We start from the raw sequence: 15,577 nt of genomic DNA, 5'->3' as shown, positions 1-15,577 counted from the left end.
CTGGCATTTACATACGCAGTTATGTAAGCAATCGCACATGATTTCAAACGGCTTCGCGCCGGGTGGGCCGCTATGACCAACAAGATTTCTTCTGCCGGGGCCGATGAGGTGACCGGAGCCGATACCGAAACAGAGACCGATACCGGGGGGGAACCCAGAGCCGGTGGCGGCGGCCGGATGGCGGCCCGTCGCGCGGCGCGCCGGGCCAACCGGAAAGCTGGCGAACCGGCCCCGGTCCGGGTGATGCCGATCGCCCGGCCGGCGCAGATGAAGCGGCGTCACTGGGGGGTGATCGCCAGCTTTGGCATTGTGGTGCTCTTGCCGCTTCTGGCGGTGATCTTCTATCTCTGGATCGAGGCGCAGGATCAGTATCTGTCGACCACGGGGTTCACCGTGCGCGGCCAGGAAAGCGGTGGCGCCACCGAGCTTCTGGGCGGCCTGGCGCAATTCGCCGGCGGCAGTACCGCCTCGGACAGCGATATCCTCTATGAATTCATCCAGAGCCAGGAAATGGTCGATGCGGTCGATGCCGAAGTCGATCTCAGGGCGCAATATTCCAAGCCCTGGCCCATGGATTGGGTCTTCGCGCTCTGGCCGGATGCCTCGACCGAGGATCTGCTGTGGTACTGGCAGCGGATCGTCAGCATCTCTTATGATGGCGGCACCGGGTTGACCGAGGTGCAGGCCCGCGGCTTCGATCCCGAGACCGCCCAGGCGATCACCAAGGTGATCCTGCGCGAGAGCCAGGACCGTATCAACCGGCTGAACGATCAGGCGCGGGCCGATGCGATGCGTTATGCCCAGGCCGATCTCGACCAGGCGATCAGCCGGCTGAAGGGCGCGCGCGAGGCGCTGACCCGGTTCCGCACCCGGACCAAGATCGTCGACCCGGCGGCCGATATCCAGGGCCGCATGGGGGTGATGAACAATCTGCAGCAACAGCTGGCCTCGGCGCTGATCGAATATGATCTGCTGCGCGAGACCGCCAGCGCCAGCGACCCGCGGCTGACCAAGGCGCAGCAGCTGATCGACGTGATCCGCGAACGCATCCGGATCGAACGACAGACCTTCACCAGCGAGAATACCGACACCGGCGCGGTGGGCGAGGATTACCCGTCACTGATCTCGGAATTCGAAAGTCTGAACGTCGATCTGCAATATGCCGAGGAGACCTATCGCGCCGCGCTGACCGCGTTGCAGGTGGCTCGCGACGATGCCGCCCGGCAAAGCCGCTATCTGGCGACCTATATCCGGCCGACCCTGGCGCAGGATTCCGAATTCCCCAATCGGCCGCTGGTCACGGGGCTGGCCGCGCTGTTCCTGATCCTGCTGTGGTCGATCGGGGCGCTGGTCTATTATTCGATCCGAGACCGAAGCTGAGCGGAGCCCGGGACAAGGGATGATCCGGTTCGAGAACCTGACCAAGAGCTTTCGTCTGAAGGGCGAGCGCAAGGTGGTGATCGACCACCTGAACCTGACGCTGCCGACGGGGCGGTCGCTGGCGCTTCTGGGGCGCAACGGGGCGGGGAAATCGACCCTGTTGCAAATCATCGCCGGCACCATGCGGCCCGATTTCGGACGGGTGGTCTCGGATGGGTCGATCTCCTGGCCGGTGGGCTTCGGCGGATCGTTCCACCGCGACCTGACCGGGGCGGAGAACGTGCGCTTCATCGCCCGTATCTACGGGGTGGATACCGACGGTCTGATGGCCTTCGTCGAGGATTTCGCCGAGCTCGGCAAATCCTTCCACATGCCGGTGCGCAGCTATTCCTCGGGGATGAAATCGCGGCTGACCTTCGGCGCCTCGATGGGGATCCATTTCGACACCTATCTGGTCGACGAGGTCACCGCCACCGGCGACGCCGCCTTCAAGCGCAAGAGCCGGGCGGTCTTCGCCGATCGGATGAAGACCTCGAGCGCGATCCTGGTCAATCACTCGATGAGCCAGGTCCGGGCCTTCTGCGATGCCGGCCTGGTGCTGGAAAACGGCCAGGTGCAATATTTCGACGATCTCGAGGAGGCGATCGAAATGCATGAGGCGATTCTGGCCAGATGAGGGGCCGCCCCGCGGGTCTCAGCCCAGCCGTTTTTCCCAATAGTCCCGGGTGGTGATCTCCTGATAGCCGCGCCGGTAGGCGGCCTTGATCTGCTCGTGTTCCTTCAGGAACTGTCGCAGGGTGCGATACATCTCGCGGCAGATGGTGAAGAATTCCCGCTTGGACTGGCGCACCGTATAGCCCTTGTCGCGGTTGGTGTTCAGATAGGTGATCTGAGACGCACCGAGGGCGGGAAAGACGATGCCGCGATCGGCGATGTCCAGCACGATCCTGTCCCAGCGTTTTTCCGAGAAGGGCATCAGATGGCCGTTCAGCGTCAGATAGCCCAAGCGTTCGCGGCAGCGGCGCGAGCGCCGCGTCAGCCGGCGGCGTTCGGGCAGGGCCTGCGGGTCGATCTCCTGCCAAATTTCGGTCTTCATCATCTCCTTGATGGTGGCTCGGCGGGCGGCCATGTCGATGTTTTCATCGAAGAAATGGGGGCCCTTCATGACATCCTGCCAGGCCAGAAGCTGGGCACGGGCGGTTTCGTAATGGAATTTCACCAAGCTGCGCATGATGAAACGGAGCGCCACCTTGGCGGTGCCCAGCGGGCTGCGCGCCAGATCGTCGGAGACGAGATGATGGATCAGGTGGTTGCGCAGATCGAGATAGAGCGTCTGGGCGCTTTCCTTCTCCGCGAAATCATCCTGGAAGGAGACTACGCCGTTGAGCGTGTAGATGCGGAAATCGTTCATCAGCGAAAAGCTGATGTCATCGCCGCGCACGAAGAAGGGGAAGGGGTGGTGTTTCACCTCAGCGATGGTGAAGGCGAAGAACCACCAGCCGCCGTAGGTGGTCGGCCGCGGTTTGCCGGTGCTGTCGAATTCCATCGCGAAGACCGCATCGGGGGCACGCAGGTCGGTGCCGCAATAGAGCGGATGGCAGGAGCCGTCGAACCAGGCGCCGTTTTCCCACAGCGCCCATTTGTGGGTATTGGTGATCATCGCCCCGGCCAGTGCCGCCTTGGGATCATGCGCCAGCATCAGGAAGACATAGGCGCGGGCGATGTTCTCCATATGGAAGGACGCATCGTCATCCATGAACAGGCAATGGCTGCAGTCGGCCTTTTCCGCCTCGAGTAGGCCGCGGGCGAAACCGCCGGCGCCGCCGTAATTGGGGTTGGCGATCGGGGTGATCCGCTTCGAGGCGGCAATCTCGGCGCTCTGGCCATTGTCGACCACCTGCACATGCACCTGATCGCCGTAATCGAAATCCTGCAGGAAGGCGTCCAGCCGGGTGACGGTCTGGCGCACCTGCTTTTCGCGCTTGAAGGTGGTGATCGAGACCGCCAGCCGGGGCAGGAGGGCCGGGGCGGCGCTGTCGGCCGTTGCGAAGCGACCGCCGGTCAGGGTGGCGCCGTCGCGGTCGAGCGCCCGGATCTCGGCGAAGATCAGGCCCTGGGTCGTGCGTTCGGCATAATGCGACAGGTCGGCGACATAGGGGGAGCCGTCCTCCAGCGTAACGATCTCGCAGCTGAGGATTTCCCAGGACTGACCGGGGATCGCCTGAACGAGGCGGATTTCGACCCGCCCCTCGCCGTGGAATTCGGCGAAAAGCCCGTCCAGGCGGCAGGCCTGATGCCATTTGCCGAGGTTGAAGAGGTTGAAATAGGTATCCCACCGGACCGTACCGCCATGTCCGATCCATAGAGTGCCGTCACGCTGGGAAAAGCCGGTTTCCCCAGTGGTGTGGAAATAGAGCTCATGTTCGGTGCAGATGGCGGGGTCGGGGCTGAGGAAATTCTGTAATGTGATCATCTGGAAATCCTAGAACAAGAAAGAGCGCTCGGGCCGCGTTCTTCGCCATGGCAGGCTATGCAACCGCCTCCTGCCGCAGGGCGCGGATATAATCGCGCAGGGTCTCGCCGGGGAGCGCTTTCAGCGGGATCTGGGCGAGGAAATCGGCCGAGGCCTCGGCTTCGGAGACCGGACGGCAGCGGGCCATTTCGTCGAGGTCGGGGAAGAAGGCAGCCTGGCCGGTGATCTTTGACAGCCAGTCGTGAATCGGGGTGAACCGTTCAAGAAGCTCTGCCCGCAGCGCTGCGCCATACATCTCGATCTCCTTGTTGGGGATCGGTTTAACGTCGTCGCCGCTGTTCAGCAGATATCGCCGCAGGGCGGCAGCCTCCCCCGGCGCCAGATCGTGGTTGCCGCGCCGGGCGATCTCCATCGCGGCGCGTGGCAGGCTTTCGTTGGCCCGCCCCGGCGGTTCCGTGCCGGCGGGCATGTCCAGCGCATTGGTTGCGAAGAAATCCTCGACCGAACCGCCGGATTTCAACACATCGGCATAATTGTGCAGATGGAAGGGGGCCTCGGGGAACCTCTGCAGCCAGGGCTCCACCGTCTTGCGATATTCGAAGTGGATCGTATTGGCATATTTCCGGGCCGCGCCGTCGCTCAGCGCGGCGACCTTGTCGCCGAAGCGCAGACGCTGGGCGTGCCAGGAGATCAGATATTCGTCGGGCCGGCGCAGCACGCAATAGAGCTGATGATCGGCATTGGGATAGATTTCGCGCACCCGGTCGATCAGTTCGGGGTGGTGGAGGCCGAAATTTGACATCACCTCTGAACAGATCACCACGGTTTCGGGCAGCAGGTATTTTTCCTGCATCCGCAGCGCCCGGATCATCTGCGGTACCCCGGGCAGGGCGACGTGCCATTTCGGCACCCGTCCCTTCGAGGCCTGGGCCAGCATCTGGAAGGCCATGGCGTTATGCGGTTCGCGCACGTTCATCGACGGCGCTTGCGACAGGGCCGCCGCGGTCAGCCGGGCCGCCTGCGGTTCGGACAGGTCGTCGCGGGCGCCCAGCAGTTCGGCGGTCAGGTGCAGCAGGCTTTCGCTTTCGACCCCGGGGTAGAGCAGCCCCTGGCGCATCAGGGCCAGCTGGTTGCGGTAGAGATAGCTTTGCAGCGCGGTGGAGCCGACCTTGTGATGGCCGAAATAGATAATGACTTTCATCAAGGTTATTTCTTGGATTCCGTTGCTTTACCGGCCCGGCGCATAGTTTTGATGCGCTTGGACTGAAAGAACTCAGGCCATGCACCGGTGGTATTTCTGAACATGTCCGCCATGATCTCGGACAGGATGGACAGCCCGCGAAGCTCCGCCTCGGAAAGATGATCCTCCGGATCCACCGATTGCGGCGTTTCTACGGCGGTGGCCAGGGCCTCGTCCAGCTCCGCCTCGAGGAAGGGGGTGCCGTTGAAGAATTCCTGATCCATGGCTCGGGCATCGGAGATATACATCTGGTGGACCCGCTGGGCCAGATCCCTGTGCAGAGCCAGTTTCGATCGTTGCGCGGGGGGGGGCATCTGCCCGACCACCCGGGCGAATTCCCAGCCCAGGGTATGGCGCAGCTTGGCCGGTTTGCCGATGCAATGCTGTTGGAGAACCTTCAGTCGCATCAGGTCGGTCAGATCGAGGGATTCATTGGCCTGGGCGCTCCCGGTGATCTCGAAACCGTTTCCGTCACAGGACTGGTCGATGAAATCCTGGACCACATCCCCATTGAGCAGCTGGTCGCGGATCATCGGGCGCAGGATGAAACGATCGCCGAATTGCGCGCGCCAGGCCGAGAAACGGGGCAGATAGGGCAGACGTCCCTCCCGGCTCATGACCTCGACCGAGGTCGACAGGTCGCCCTCCATCACCTTGGGGCCGCCGATCTTGGTCCGTTCCGCGAAGTCCGAAAGCAGCCGGGCTGCGTGTGGGCGCACATAGCCGATGATGCGGATATCCTCGTCTCCGGTGCTCCAATAGGTTTCCAGAACATCGCGGAATATCGAAGGATCGACCAGTTCGAAGCCTTCGGCAGAGATCACGCAGTAATCGGCGTCGGATTTGCGCAGCTGGTTGCCCAGGCTACGAAAGACCTGGATCGCCTTGGCGCGCGCCTCGGAGTCCTCGGCCTTGCTGTAGGCCTCGAAATGCGGGCGCAGCATGTTGTGGTTCAGTTTGGCCGGATAGAACAGGCTGCGGTCTTTCAACTGCACCCGGTTGGCGGCGAGGGCATATTGGATCGAGGTCGAGCCAGTCTTGTGGTCGCCGATATGGAAAACCAGGGTCTTGCGACGGTCGCCGGACGAGCGTTCTTCGGTACGGTCGGACATAACTGTCGTAGGCATCGGGTCTGGGTCCAATCCTGTTAGAAATTTTGGTTGTCTATGGCATTCGGGGCCGGAGGGCAATTTGTGCAGCTTGTCTGGTTATTTCGATGGCGAACTGGATATATTGATAACTAACTGGCTTTGAAAGAAAGTTCTTCAACCCTCTTCTGCCTGAAAAAGCTGTTCCAGGACATGTCGCCCTTGTCTAGCATTTCAGCGATCATGCGGGCCAGAACCTCGATGTTGTGCAGCTCGTCGGCGGAAAAATATTCTGCGCGGTTGAAGGACTGAGCCTCGGCTATTGCCCGCTCGGGGGCGGTCAGGAGATCCGTCTCGAACAGTGGACGTCCTTCCATGAATTCCGCGTCCACAGCGCGTGCATCGTCAATATACACGGCGCTCAGTTCCTCGGCCAGCGCGCGGTGAAGCCGGATCTTCGTGCTACCGCCGGGGCGTGGGGAGGCCGAGATCAACCTGGCGGCCAGTCGCCCGACCATTTGATGAGGGGCGGTCTTGTGCCGTTTCGCGATATGGGATTGCAGCAGGTCCAGCAGCATCAGATCCTCGATCCCCAGTGTCTCGTTGGCGCGTGGGGTCTCGGCCAGTTCGACAGGGATCGGTCCCATGGCGGAAAAGACCAGATCCTCCAGGATAGAGCCGTTTCGCAGTTCGCTCGGGATCATCGGACGCACGATCAGCTTATCGCCGAAGGCGGCTTTCCATTTCCGGAGGCGGGGGGCGTAGAGAAAGCGTTGGCGCTGCAGGGTCTTCTGGTGAAACTGTTCGAGATCGCCTTGAAAATTCCCGATCTTGACGGCTTCGGCGAAGCTGGACGGGATGCGGGCGGCATGAGGGCGCAGGTAGCAGATCACTCGGATGTCGTCGAAAACGCCATCGAAACCGGTTGCCAGCACGCGTTGGACCAACTTCGGGTCCAGACTTTCGAACTGTTCCCCCGAGAGCAGGGTAAAGTCGAAATCGGCTTCGCGCAGCCGTTTGGACAGTTTCTCGATATTGGGGCGGCCAGGTTGGCTGGAAAGGAGCTTCCCGGTCTTGTCGAAGGCTGTGAAATGATTGGGCAGGTAATTGTGCGACAGTTGGCCGGGATAGATGACCGAATGACCGGGAAACCGGATCTGGCGGGCGGCAAAGGCATTCTGGATCGAGGTCGAGCCGGCCTTCTGGTCACCGATGTGAAAGATGAGAGTTCTACGGGACGGGGTGCCTTCGGTGTCGGGAGATGTCACGGCTGCGGTCACTTGAGGCCTCATGTCTGAACGTAGAATCATGCTTAAGCCATCATCCCGGCAACGTCTATCTGGGCGACTGGCCGCAGGGTGTGTCTGTTGTCACAATCGGCCGGGTTTCCGCCCTATCCGGTTGAGCTTTCGCGGAGGCTGCGTGTAACTGTCCGGGATTGATTTGCGACTTCTGGGGCAGGGGATATCCGGCATGGCCAAGGGACAGTTTTTGATGGTGGGAGCGGGGCTCTCGGGGGCGGTGATCGGGCGGCATCTGGCCGAGGCGGGCCATGAGGTCACCGTGGTCGACAGCCGGCCGCATATCGGCGGCAATTGCCATACCGAGCGCGATGCCGACACTGGTGTCATGGTGCATGTCTACGGCCCGCATATCTTCCACACCGACGATGCCGAGGTCTGGGACTATGTCAACGGCTTCGAGACCTTCCTGCCCTACAAGAACCGGGTGAAGACCACCTCGCGCGATCCGGAAGGCGAACTGGGCGTGTTTTCGCTGCCGGTGAACCTGCACACCATCAACCAGTTCTTTCGCAAGACCCTGCGGCCCGACGAGGCGCATAAGTTCATCACCGAAGAACAGGCCGATACCAGCATTACCGATCCACAGACCTTCGAGGATCAGGCGATGCGCTTTGTCGGCAAGGATCTCTACGAGGCCTTCTTCAAGGGCTACACGATGAAGCAATGGGGCTGCCACCCCAGCGCGCTGCCGGCCTCGATCCTGAAACGTCTGCCGGTGCGCTTCAACTATGACGATAATTACTTCTTTCACAAATTCCAGGGCATGCCGGAGAACGGCTATACCGCGCTGATCGGAAAAATCCTCGATCACCCGAACATCACCGTCAAGTTAGAGACTGTTTTCGACCGCGCCGAGGCAGGCGATTACGATCACGTCTTCTATTCGGGCCCGCTCGATGGCTGGTTCGACTATGAACTCGGCCGGCTGGGCTATCGCACGCTCGATTTCGAACGCTTCACCTATGATGGCGATTATCAGGGCTGCGCGGTGATGAATTACGGTGAGGTCGAGGTGCCCTATACCCGGATCACCGAACACAAGCATTTCACCCCCTGGGAAAGCCACGAGGGATCGGTGCTCTATCGTGAATTCTCCCGCGCGGCGGAGCCTGAGGACATCCCCTATTACCCGATCCGTCAGGTCGAGGAGAAGGCGCTGCTCAGCGATTACGTGAAGCTGGCCGAGGCGACCTCGGGCGTGACCTTCGTCGGCCGGCTGGGCACCTATCGCTATCTCGACATGGATGTGACCATCCGCGAGGCGCTCGATACCGCGCGCGGCTTCGTTCAGTGCCTGGAAGCGGGCGAAAAGGTGCCGGCCTTCTTCGTCGCGCCGCTCTGAGGCGGGGCAGGCAACGCGGGGGAGGGCCGCGCCGTTGACATGTCGGCCTCGATCCGCTCGATGACAGGGGCGAGCACCTTCATGGCCCGGCCGCACCAGTCCAGAAGCGTGCTGCCGGGGATGTCGGCCTCCATGCGGGCGTAGATCTCGTGCTGACGATACAACGGAAGATGGTCGTCGAACTTCGAGACGAGGAACTGGGCCAGCAGCCCCGGACCGGCCATGCTGCCCGGGATCGAACGGCTCGGGGCGGCAGGCTGCACCATCTTTTCACACCGGCGGCAAGACTTCCTCACCCGCGCGCTCTTAATGACCTTTATCTGTGCGGCGATGAGATCGAGCAACTCTCTGACATCCTCGCCCACTACGCGCAGGTCTCCGCCGCAATCGGGGCAACAAGTGCCGGGGTCAAGCTCGCGCCGTTCGCGGGGCGTCTCCTCCGACACGCGGGGCCGGCGGTGGGGCTTTGCCTTGGCCGCAGGCGTATCCGTCGCAGCAGGCTCATCGTCCTCGACAGCGCCGTCGCGCTGTTCAGCAACCGCGATCAGCAGGTCTTCGAGCGCCAGTTCCAGCTGGGCGATCTCGCGCTCGATCTTTTCCGAGGACTTGCCGAAGGCCCGCTTCTGCAGCTTGGCAATCCGCAAACGCAGTGCCTGGACCAGCTGTTCGTGGGCCTGAAGCGAGGCCGATATGCGCGCATTCTCTGCCTGAAGCGCGGCGATCATCGCCTTCAGGACCGCAGGGTCATCGGAAAGAATGTCGGCACGATCGGACATGCCGACAGATACCATGAACAGGTCGGTGAGGCCAATAAAATAAGGAGATTCAAACGGATAATCTAACCGACCCGTGCCGGTGGTGCGCCTCAGTCCGGGCGCCTCCAATCGATCCCTTCCCAGAGCATCGCCAACTGCGCGGAGGTTAGTCGCGCAACCCCGGCCTCGGTGTTCGGCCAAGGGAAGCGCCCGCGCTCGAGGACCTTGTAGTAGAGGCAGAAGCCTTGGCCATCCCAGTAGAGCAGCTTCAGCCGATCCCCTTGGCGGCCGCGGAACGCGAAGACCGCACCGCTGGTCGGCTTCTGGCGCAACACGTCCTGTGCCATGGAGGAGAGCCCTGCGATACCCTTCCGCATGTCGGTCGCGCCACACGCCAGGTAGACGCGGACCCTGGTGCCCGGACCGAATCTACCGGCAGGAAGACCGCACCGCGATCCGGAGACCAAAGGCCCTTCTTCTTCAGAACCCGCCGCCAGCCATAGATCTGTGAGCGCGTGATCTCGTGACGCTGCGCTACCTGCGTCACAGAGGCCCCGCCGATGCCGACCTCCAGCACGATCTCGAGCTTCTCATTGTCACTCCAGCGACGGCGCCGTTCGACACCCAGAACCTCGCCCAGCATGGCTCCTCCCGATAAGACACGTCGCTAACGACGTCGTTATGTACGTGTCTTAACTTGGTGCGCCACCGTCAGGCAGGCGGCCTCAACCGGGCGGTTACGATCCCAGAAGGGTCTATGGCCGGAGACCGGCGCACCTTTCTGGCTCCGCAGCATTCAGATGTGAGCTAGCTGCGCCTTGGCCCTACGGGTCCTATCCGCAAAGAGCGAGCGCCCTGTGATGGCTCCAACCTCGCCCTCCCCTCATCAACGAACCGCCCCCTAGCGGCCTTCGGCCACTCTCCCTGAAGAAAAGATAAATATGTTAGAAAGTAGATGTATGTAACGCGGAGTGCGCCTGCGTTACACGGTGCGTTACGCCTTTTTCCTTTATTTATTAGTATTATAAGTGACTTGTAACGGTGTAACAGGTGTAACGCCATTTAAATGTTCATTAGACGGTCTTTCAGAGGATGTATCCTCCCTTCGTCCAATGGACGCTTGGACGCTATTGATACTAAATGACTTTTCCCAAACTTCCGTTGACCAACTGACCGCGTCCCGGTTGGACGGCAAACACCGCAAGCGGAATATGTGGATAACCGACAGCCTCTGTTTGCGATTTGCGACCCCCTGCCCGACATTCGGGGCAGTACAATAAACGGACGCCCCATGACTCAGACCCCTTCCCCGAACCTGGCCACCACCGGCACACCGCAGACGTCGGAACTCTCCACCGCTGACCGCTTCCTCTGCGATCTCCGCGCAAAGCTGCCGCGTCCCTATTTGCTGGCGCACCGCAAAATCCACATCAGCGATCGGTACGGTAAGCCCGGGATGGCGGTCTGCTCTCCCCTGCGCGTCACCGCGCTGGTCCGCGATCCCGATGGCCATGGCTGGGCGCGCCTGGTGGAAGTCCTGACACCCGACCAGCGCGTGATCGAATGCGTCTTGCCGCATGCGGAGATCGAAGCTAAGCCACTTGATGCCATCGCGCAGCTTGCCGATTGTGGGATGCAGATCCATGGGCAGCGGGATGACTTGATCACCTTCCTCAAGTCCTGGACGCCAGGGCGCTACGCCATGCGCCTCGATCAGGCGGGCTGGAATCGCGATTGCACCGCCTTCGCCCTCGCCGACGGGCGCATCATCGCGCCGACCAGCACGAACGAGACCATGATCTACACCGGGGCCGTCAACCGCTTCAGCGCCGGCAGCTTCGAGGGCTGGCAGTTGGGCATCGCCGCTCTCTGCCTCGGTAACCCCTTCCTGATCTTCGGAATCTCGCTGGCCCTCAGCGGCCCTCTGCTCGCCCTCACGAACCGGACCGGGGGAATCTTCCACCTCCATGGCGCGACATCAATCGGTAAGACAAAAATCCTTCAGGCCGCTTTGTCGGTCTGGCCCTCGGCCGAGAAGGAGTTCTCCTGGACGTCGACGAGCTCGGGCCTGCAAGGATTGCTTGTCGAGGCGAACGATACTTTCATCGGCCTCGACGAGTTGCCCAGGGAGCCGCATGCAGGGTTCGGGGACGACATCTATTCGGCCGCAAATGGTGCGGGCAAGAACCGCGCGACGGTGACCGGCAAGGCCCAGGCACGTCAGCAATGGCGGGCTTCGATCCTGTCCACCGGGGAGACGCCCGTCCGCAAGGTCCTGCGCGACCAAGGACACTCTCTGCGCGGTGGCCAAGGTGTCCGCATGATCGACATCCCGGTGACGGGGATGACCCACGGTGCGTTCGACGACCTGCACGGGTTCCTCTCCTCGAAGGATTTCGCACGTGAGCTTGAGTGCATTGCGCCCAGGGACAGCGGCCATGCGGGGCCTATTTTTGTCCGCAACCTCATCGTGGCGGACCGCACGGGGACGATCCGAACGATCGCCGAGAATCTCCACCGTACAGAAATCGCGAAGCTGATGAGGCGGCTCGACCTGGATGCCGGCACGGTGGGGAACGAGATCCTGCGGGTACTGGACCGCTTTGCGCTGATTGCAACGGCAGGCGAGTTCGCCCGAAAGCTGCAGATCACCGGCTGGCCGAGTGGCGCCGCCTCCGACGCCGTGGCACGGGTGGCCGCAGCATGGTACGAGTATCGCGGCGCAGATACCTCCACTGATCAGACGGCTGCCGTCGAGATCACGCGCGACTACCTGCAGCGGTTCGGAGACAGCCGCTTCGCCATCCTGCGGAACGGCGACCAGAACAATCTCGAGGCGCCTGCCGCGCGGAGCCATGAGGCCGCCGGTTATCGCGACGAGGATTACTTCTACATCCTCAAGCCCTCCTTCGATGAGATCCATCGGGGCTACGACATCAGGCGCGCCGGAGAGCACCTGCAGGCCGCGGGCTATCTGGAGCCGGGAGGGGAGCGCAACAGCCTGCAGTACAGGCTGCCCGGCCTCGGCAAGCAGCGCCCCCGCGTCTACCGCATCCGCACCGACATCCTCGGCGCCTGACCCGCGACGGCGCCAGGTCGGCTTTATTCGACAGCGATCCGAGCCGACGCCGACCTTACATGAAGCTCGATAACAGGGACATAACCAGAGGATCCCATATTATCGAGCCTGTTAGAGCCGCGGGGACGGCGGCAGGCGGAAGGGCAGAGCGCACCGCGGCACAGGTGATCAGTAAGCGTTAGCTGGCCCCCACCTGTTCCTGATCTGCAGTTTCTGAGAAACCGGGCCTGTTTCGGAACAGGGATGGAGTTTCTCCATGGAGGATACGGTGGAGTTTTTCCGGTCGGGCGGAGCTGATGTCTCCACCACTGCGGGTCGGCGGAAGTGGCCAGATGATCTCGAGGGGCTGGGCAACCAAACACCGCAGCAAGCGCGCCGAGCGCTTGAGCAATTTGAAGGCTCCGCGCCCGGCGCGCTTGCGTCCGACGAGGCACCCGAATACCAAAATCGTAAGCGCTGTTCCGCTCCCACCTTCCTGCTGAATCCGTAATCTGCGATGCGCCCTTGTGTGGAGATTTGCACGGGAGGTGTCCTTGGGAGTCCATCGGGAGCGCAGTATGGAGGCCGTTGGGTTTGTGGAGCTTCTGGCGGCTCCGGCGGCCAAGCGGCGATGGTCTGACGAGGCGAAGGGCCGGATGGTGGCGGAGACGCTGGTGCCAGGCGTCACGGTGAACGAGGTGGCGCGTCGGCATGGATTGAAGGCCAACCACCTGTCGTCCTGGCGGACGCTGGCTCGGAAGGGCAAGCTGGTGGTGCCTGAGGTTGCGGGGGCAGAGTTTGCAGCGCCCGTGGCGTCTCCGCTGGCGGTCGCGGCAGCGGCAACGACGGCGTCGATTGATCTGATCGTCGGGACGGTGACGGTGCGGCTGAACGCAGCCACGCCTGCGGCACGGGTTGCGGAACTGGCTATGGCGCTGCGGGCCTGCTCATGATCTTCCCGTCGAACCGGGTGCGGATCATGGTTGCCACGAAGCCCATCGACTTCCGCAAGGGTCACGACAGCCTTGCCGCGATGGTGAAGAACGAGCTGCGCAAGGATCCGTTCACCGGAACGGTTTTTGTCTTCCGGGCCAAGAAGGCGGACCGGCTGAAGCTGCTCTACTGGGACGGCACCGGTCTGGTGATGGCCTACAAACGGCTGGAGGAGCACAGCTTCACCTGGCCTGCGGTAAAGGACGGACTGATGGTGATGAACCACGCGCAGTTCGAGGCGCTGTTTGCGGGGCTCGATTGGCGGCGGGTTCGGGCCATCGCGGCGAAGGCCCCCGAAGCCGTGGAATGAGCCGTTCAAGGCTGCGGCAGGATGACTCATCGTGCTCTTTCCAGAGGCATAGGCCATGGCGGTTTGGTAAAACCCGGCCATGCCGAATGCCGCTGATCTGCTTGAAGAAATTGCTGCGCTGAAGGCGATGCTGATCGCCGCGGAAGCGCGCGACCTTCGCAAGGACGAGCGGATCGCGCGGCTGGAAAAGCTGGTCGCGGCCTTCAAGCAGGCGGTCTTCGGCCGGAAATCGGAGAAGAGCAATCCGGACCAGTTCGAGCTGGCGCTGGAAGACCTGGAAACGGCTATGGCAGTGATCCATGCCGAAGAGGATGCCGAGGATCGCGCCGCCAAACGCCCCGCCAAACCGCGTGCCGCCAACCGTGGTGCATTGCCGAAACACCTGCCGCGCATCGAAGAGGTCATCGAGCCGCAGAGTCTGACCTGCGCCTGCGGCGGCTGCCTGCATTGTATCGGGGAAGACGTCTCAGAGCGGCTCGACATCGTGCCCGCCCAGTTCCGTGTCATTGTCACCCGCCGTCCCAAATATGCCTGCCGGTCCTGCACCGATGGCGTGGTTCAGGCGGCGGCCCCTGCGCGGCTGATCCCGGGCGGGATGCCCACCGAAGCCACAGTCGCCCATGTGCTGGTCAGCAAGTATGCGGATCATCTGCCGCTCTACCGTCAGGCCCAGCTCTACAGCCGCCAAGGCGTCGATCTCGACCGCTCCACCCTTGCCGATTGGGTTGGCCGCGCTGCCTTCGAACTCCGCCCCGTCTACGACGCGCTGATGGCGGACCTGAAGCGGTCCACCAAGCTCTTCATGGACGAGACCCGTGTCCCAGTCCTCGATCCGGGGGCGAGAAAGACCAAGACTGGATACTTCTGGGCACTGGCTCGCGACGACCGACCCTGGGGCGGCACGTCACCACCGGGCGTGGTCTTCACCTATGCCCCCGGTCGGGGCGGGCAACATGCCGAGCGGATATTGCAGGGCTTCGGCGGCATTCTGCAGGTCGACGGCTATGCCGGATACAACCGCCTGATCGCAGCGGACAGGATCGGTCCGGGCATCCAGCTCGCCTATTGCTGGGCGCACGCGCGTCGCAAGCTGATCGAGATCACCCGCACCGGATCCGCGCCGATTGCCGAGGAAGGCGTGGCCCTCATCCGCGATCTCTACGCCATCGAGGCCGAGATCCGCGGCAGTGACCCTGTCACCCGCCTGTCCGTTCGGCAGGATCGCTCCGCCCCGATCCTCGCGCGCCTCGATGACTGGCTGACGCCCCATCGCGCCCGGGCCTCGGCTAAGTCCCCATTGGGCGAAGCGCTCACCTATATCGCCAAATACCGCGACGGCCTCGGCCGCTTCCTCACCGATGGCCGCGTGGAGGTCGACAACAACACCGTCGAACGCACCATCCGCCCCATCGCCCTGAACCGCAAGAACGCCCTCTTCGCGGGCCATGACGCCGGAGCCGAAAACTGGGCCACCATCGCCTCGCTCATCGAGACCTGCAAAATGAACGGCGTCGACCCCCACGCATGGCTGTCTGCCACACTCACCGCCATCGTCCAAGGCCACAAGCAAAGCCGGATCAACGACCTGCTCCCGTGGAATTACGCCGCCACCGTGTGATCGGCACACCGCTTAC

At 62.5% G+C, this 15,577-nt stretch carries 13 protein-coding genes and 2 pseudogenes; 8 read left to right on the top strand and 7 right to left on the bottom strand.

Features of this window, described 5'->3' with window-relative positions; genetic code table 11:
- Positions 1-72: 72 nt before the first annotated feature.
- Positions 73-1,380, top strand: a complete 1,308-nt coding sequence (locus tag G455_RS0119555) for a sugar transporter (protein WP_229861806.1) — start codon at positions 73-75, stop codon at positions 1,378-1,380.
- Between the two features lie 19 nt (positions 1,381-1,399).
- On the top strand, positions 1,400-2,056 hold the full coding sequence (locus tag G455_RS0119550; RefSeq protein ID WP_028095236.1) for an ABC transporter ATP-binding protein: 657 nt from the start codon (positions 1,400-1,402) through the stop codon (positions 2,054-2,056).
- An 18-nt stretch (positions 2,057-2,074) separates the two neighbouring features.
- On the opposite strand, the gene G455_RS24745 is transcribed toward G455_RS0119550, so the two are convergent.
- From G455_RS24745 to G455_RS0119530, 4 genes are all read right to left on the bottom strand, one after another.
- The gene (locus tag G455_RS24745) at positions 2,075-3,853 is read right to left on the bottom strand and encodes a glycosyltransferase family 2 protein (RefSeq protein WP_084437140.1); all 1,779 of its coding nucleotides are present in this window, start codon (positions 3,851-3,853) and stop codon (positions 2,075-2,077) included.
- A gap of 55 nt (positions 3,854-3,908) precedes the next feature.
- The gene (locus G455_RS0119540; RefSeq protein WP_028095235.1) at positions 3,909-5,054 is read right to left on the bottom strand and encodes a hypothetical protein; all 1,146 of its coding nucleotides are present in this window, start codon (positions 5,052-5,054) and stop codon (positions 3,909-3,911) included.
- Positions 5,055-5,059: 5 nt separating this feature from the next.
- The gene (locus G455_RS0119535) at positions 5,060-6,220 is read right to left on the bottom strand and encodes a hypothetical protein (RefSeq protein ID WP_154664434.1); all 1,161 of its coding nucleotides are present in this window, start codon (positions 6,218-6,220) and stop codon (positions 5,060-5,062) included.
- Positions 6,221-6,333: 113 nt separating this feature from the next.
- Positions 6,334-7,461 (bottom strand): hypothetical protein, encoded by a 1,128-nt coding sequence (locus G455_RS0119530; RefSeq protein ID WP_028095233.1) that lies wholly within the window; start codon positions 7,459-7,461, stop codon positions 6,334-6,336.
- A 193-nt stretch (positions 7,462-7,654) separates the two neighbouring features.
- On the opposite strand from G455_RS0119530, the gene glf reads away from it, so the two are divergent.
- A complete protein-coding gene (gene glf / locus G455_RS0119525) occupies positions 7,655-8,827 on the top strand; it encodes a UDP-galactopyranose mutase (RefSeq protein ID WP_189658375.1) in 1,173 nt (390 codons plus the stop codon).
- 38 nt (positions 8,828-8,865) lie between these two features.
- Here the strand turns inward: glf and G455_RS24740 are convergent.
- From G455_RS24740 to G455_RS27215, 3 genes and pseudogenes are all read right to left on the bottom strand, one after another.
- Positions 8,866-9,603 (bottom strand): annotated as a pseudogene (locus tag G455_RS24740) (IS66 family transposase); the annotation flags it as partial.
- Between the two features lie 89 nt (positions 9,604-9,692).
- Positions 9,693-10,049 (bottom strand): IS66 family insertion sequence element accessory protein TnpB, encoded by a 357-nt coding sequence (gene tnpB / locus G455_RS0119515; RefSeq protein ID WP_268246089.1) that lies wholly within the window; start codon positions 10,047-10,049, stop codon positions 9,693-9,695.
- Positions 10,046-10,225: pseudogene (locus tag G455_RS27215) on the bottom strand (transposase); the annotation flags it as partial. The gene tnpB (G455_RS0119515) and the pseudogene G455_RS27215, both read right to left, overlap by 4 nt.
- 648 nt (positions 10,226-10,873) lie before the next feature.
- On the opposite strand from G455_RS27215, the gene G455_RS0119510 reads away from it, so the two are divergent.
- From G455_RS0119510 to tnpC, 5 genes are all read left to right on the top strand, one after another.
- A complete protein-coding gene (locus G455_RS0119510) occupies positions 10,874-12,661 on the top strand; it encodes a DUF927 domain-containing protein (RefSeq protein ID WP_028095230.1) in 1,788 nt (595 codons plus the stop codon).
- 256 nt (positions 12,662-12,917) lie between these two features.
- A complete protein-coding gene (locus G455_RS26730) occupies positions 12,918-13,151 on the top strand; it encodes a hypothetical protein (protein WP_084437138.1) in 234 nt (77 codons plus the stop codon).
- Positions 13,152-13,218: 67 nt separating this feature from the next.
- Positions 13,219-13,593 (top strand): transposase, encoded by a 375-nt coding sequence (locus G455_RS26515; protein WP_035366754.1) that lies wholly within the window; start codon positions 13,219-13,221, stop codon positions 13,591-13,593.
- On the top strand, positions 13,590-13,943 hold the full coding sequence (tnpB, locus tag G455_RS26510) for an IS66 family insertion sequence element accessory protein TnpB (RefSeq protein ID WP_028094226.1): 354 nt from the start codon (positions 13,590-13,592) through the stop codon (positions 13,941-13,943). The genes G455_RS26515 and tnpB (G455_RS26510) overlap by 4 nt, the downstream gene beginning before the upstream one ends.
- A 79-nt stretch (positions 13,944-14,022) precedes the next feature.
- On the top strand, positions 14,023-15,561 hold the full coding sequence (gene tnpC / locus G455_RS0119495; protein WP_028094227.1) for an IS66 family transposase: 1,539 nt from the start codon (positions 14,023-14,025) through the stop codon (positions 15,559-15,561).
- Positions 15,562-15,577 lie beyond the last annotated feature (16 nt).

The organism is Pseudodonghicola xiamenensis DSM 18339 (assembly GCF_000429365.1).
GTDB lineage: Bacteria > Pseudomonadota > Alphaproteobacteria > Rhodobacterales > Rhodobacteraceae > Pseudodonghicola > Pseudodonghicola xiamenensis.
This window is presented reverse-complemented; position numbering and strand designations above follow the sequence as displayed.

What these genes read in the sequence shown, in the direction of transcription:
- G455_RS26730 (WP_084437138.1), top strand. Translation starts at nt 12,918, where the DNA reads ATGGAGGATACGGTGGAGTTTTTCCGGTCGGGCGGAGCTGATGTCTCC.
- G455_RS26515 (WP_035366754.1), top strand. Translation starts at nt 13,219, where the DNA reads ATGGAGGCCGTTGGGTTTGTGGAGCTTCTGGCGGCTCCGGCGGCCAAG.
- tnpB (WP_028094226.1), top strand. Translation starts at nt 13,590, where the DNA reads ATGATCTTCCCGTCGAACCGGGTGCGGATCATGGTTGCCACGAAGCCC.
- G455_RS0119555 (WP_229861806.1), top strand. Translation starts at nt 73, where the DNA reads ATGACCAACAAGATTTCTTCTGCCGGGGCCGATGAGGTGACCGGAGCC.
- G455_RS0119540 (WP_028095235.1), bottom strand. Translation starts at nt 5,054, where the DNA reads ATGAAAGTCATTATCTATTTCGGCCATCACAAGGTCGGCTCCACCGCG.
- G455_RS24745 (WP_084437140.1), bottom strand. Translation starts at nt 3,853, where the DNA reads ATGATCACATTACAGAATTTCCTCAGCCCCGACCCCGCCATCTGCACC.
- tnpC (WP_028094227.1), top strand. Translation starts at nt 14,023, where the DNA reads ATGCCGAATGCCGCTGATCTGCTTGAAGAAATTGCTGCGCTGAAGGCG.
- G455_RS0119535 (WP_154664434.1), bottom strand. Translation starts at nt 6,220, where the DNA reads ATGCCTACGACAGTTATGTCCGACCGTACCGAAGAACGCTCGTCCGGC.
- glf (WP_189658375.1), top strand. Translation starts at nt 7,655, where the DNA reads ATGGCCAAGGGACAGTTTTTGATGGTGGGAGCGGGGCTCTCGGGGGCG.
- G455_RS0119550 (WP_028095236.1), top strand. Translation starts at nt 1,400, where the DNA reads ATGATCCGGTTCGAGAACCTGACCAAGAGCTTTCGTCTGAAGGGCGAG.
- G455_RS0119510 (WP_028095230.1), top strand. Translation starts at nt 10,874, where the DNA reads ATGACTCAGACCCCTTCCCCGAACCTGGCCACCACCGGCACACCGCAG.